Origin of the sequence: Methylobacterium sp. GC_Met_2 (assembly GCF_026540795.1) — a bacterium.
Lineage (GTDB): Bacteria > Pseudomonadota > Alphaproteobacteria > Rhizobiales > Beijerinckiaceae > Methylobacterium.
Window position 1 is genome coordinate 1 of record NZ_JALNUM010000233.1, and the last position, 2,551, is coordinate 2,551.

Sequence of the window (2,551 nt, forward strand, 5' to 3'; positions counted from 1 at the left end):
GCCGCGCCAGGGCAGGATCTCCGCCTCAATGACCGGGATAGCCGCAATCTCCGGCAGCACAGTCTCGCGCTCGTCCGCCTCGCCGTCCCGATCGCCGCCGCGCATGTAGACGACCTGCGAGCCGGTAGCGTTCTCGGGCGCGGCCAGGGACGGCTCATCGTCCCCGCCGGCCTCATGGTCCGCATCGCCGTCCATGCGGTCCAGCACGGCGATAATCCGATCCGCGGCGTCGAGGGCGGTCTGTGCCGCCTCCTCCAAGCTGGCTCGGAGAGCACCGCCGGCCAGCGGATCTAGAACTGGAGCGGCCGGTTTCGGACGCGGGGTGAACGTCAGGACATCGCCCATGGGGTCAGGTCTCGAAAAGTGATGGGATGCCCGGCGGGATCCGGCCGGGGCGGTACGCAGGCACGCGAAGGGGTGGGGAGCCGCTGTCAGCGGCCCCGGCGCTCGGCCTCGGCGTGCGCGAGCAGATCGCGCCCGAACGCCTCGATCTCATCCGGATCGCCGTTCTGGATCGCCGGCAGGGCTAGCATCTCCAGCCGGGTCTCGCGTTCGGAGCGGTCCGCCGGCACGCGCCGCCGCGCCTCGTTGTTGGCCGCGGTCTCTACGTCGGTCAGCGCGTCGCCGAGCCACTGCATCAGCTTGCCGGCGGCGTTGGGCTCGTCGCCAGGGCCTCGGGCCTTGCACCGGCCCGTCCAGACCAAGGCGTAGGCAACGCCGCCGACGAGGTCTGCGAGATCATGGAGCGACTGCAGGTCGTCCAACGAGGCGGACGCGAAATCGATCCTGCCGACGAGGTTGGGCTCGCGCGGTGCTACCGATGCCGATGCACAGGTGGGCTTAGAAGGCGGGTTCTCAGCTTGGTGGCCGTCCTGCTCATCGGCCTGGATTGCCGTAGCCCCAGCCACGAGTAGGCGGGCCCAGGCAGCCTCCAGCATCTCCGCGTAGGTCTGCGCCTCGGCGCGAGCCGCCTCGACCTGCTTGATCATGCTGACCGGCAGAGTGGAGTCCTTCTGGCCGGCGCCACGGACGAACGCGACCAGTTCGTGTTTGCTCATCCGGAGCATGCGATCGGCCATGTGCAGGCCGAGGGTATGGGGCGCGAACCGCTCGTGCCATTGGCGCGGTGTCCGGATCGCGGTCGGCACATGCACGGCCTCGAAGTCGAGCGAGGCGGCGCTCTCGGTGGTCAGGGGCGTGTCGTCTTCCTCGGATGCCGCCGCGTCGGACAAGCTGGAGAGGTCGCGCAGCACCGCGTCGGCCGCCTGCCGGAGCCAGTAGGGTTTGGCAGGATCCGGCCCGATAGCGATGTCGTCGAACTCGTCCCGCAGCACCGGCAGCTTGGCGCAGAGGTCGGCGACCGATGCCACGGGGAAAGCAAAGATCGCCGGCTGAAGGAGCAGGATCTGTTCAAACAGCGCGTCGCCCTCCTCGGTCTGGTCGTCCAGTGTGACCGCCTCATACCGGCGCCGCACGTCGAGCCAGGTCGTGACGAGGGAGACGAGCTCGGGGTTGGCGCCCAGCGACTCGGCATCGGTTGCGTGATCCGTGGCTGGCGCGGCCTGGGCCGCAGACGCGAGCCCGGCCTTCAGGTCGGCGGCGCGCTGCTTCAGGGCCGGGCGATCGGCGACGCGGCGGAACGGGTTGGACAGCTTGAGAGAGGGCACGGTCGGCCTCCAGGGATCACAGGATCAGAGGATGGAGGCGCGGCGAGACGAGCGCCGCGCGGTGGCGGCGGCTCAGGCGTCGTCGAAATCGTATTCGGCCTTGGCCTCGGCGATGGCCCACGCGGGGAGCGACCCGGGGGCGGCGTAGAGGGCGCGGTCGCGCACCATCACGTCGTCCTCATCGCCGAAGCCGCTGAACCGGGGCGGCAGGTCGGTGCCGGTCAACGCCAGGACGGACCGGATCAGGTCGACGGCCGCCTTGTCATGCATCTCATCGCTATGGGAGACCTCCCACAGGATAGTGGCGGCCAGCGCGACCACGGCGAGGCCATCGAGTGTGCGGGGCGGCGGCAAGGCTGCAATCTCGGAGGCCAGCGCCCAACAGCGGCGCACCACGAGTTTGCAAACCTCGTACTCCAAGGTGTCTATCTGCGCGGCGCCATCGATGGACCGGCACGCCCGGTCCTCGGCGTAGGCGACCAACAGGCGGTCGCGGTGCTCCGCGTACTCCGTCGGACCGAGAGCGGGTGCGACGGCTTTCGTCGGCAGCGACACCGCGGCAGCGGCGGTCGCGGCCATGACGGTCCGGCGGTTCAGACTACCCCGCAGATCGGTGGCACGGTCGCGCAGGCTGGCGGCAGGATCGCGGCGGATCAGGTTCTTGAGGGAGGCACGAAAGGACATCGCGGGATCCTCGAACGAGGGGCGCGGGCAGCCGGCCCGCTCGGGTTGCGGGCTGGGTTCAGAGGAGGGTGGCGAGGCCGGTCAGAACCATGCCCCCGCCGATGATGGCGACAGCGGCCAGCAGCTCGCCGGCCGTGTCGAGGAAGCGCAGGGACCGGCTGTGCGCGGTGTCGGGGCGGACGGGCGCCACGGCCTGCCAG

General features: G+C 70.3%; 3 protein-coding genes. All 3 read right to left on the reverse strand.

The window, feature by feature from the left end:
• The coding region (locus OXS49_RS33095; protein ID WP_267428732.1) for a hypothetical protein at nt 1-345 on the reverse strand (345 nt) is incomplete at its 3' end.
• An 86-nt stretch (nt 346-431) separates the two neighbouring features.
• Nucleotides 432-1,667 carry a hypothetical protein gene (locus OXS49_RS33100; protein ID WP_267428733.1) on the reverse strand — a complete coding sequence of 412 codons (1,236 nt, stop codon included), beginning with the start codon at nt 1,665-1,667 and terminating at the stop codon, nt 432-434.
• Between the two features lie 72 nt (nt 1,668-1,739).
• Complete coding sequence (locus OXS49_RS33105; RefSeq protein WP_267428734.1) at nt 1,740-2,351, reverse strand: hypothetical protein; 612 nt, start codon at nt 2,349-2,351, stop codon at nt 1,740-1,742.
• Between the last annotated feature and the right edge of the window lie 200 nt (nt 2,352-2,551).

Bases quoted from the DNA above. Each gene is read 5' to 3' on its own strand.
- OXS49_RS33105 (WP_267428734.1), bottom strand. From the start codon at position 2,351: ATGTCCTTTCGTGCCTCCCTCAAGAACCTGATCCGCCGCGATCCTGCC.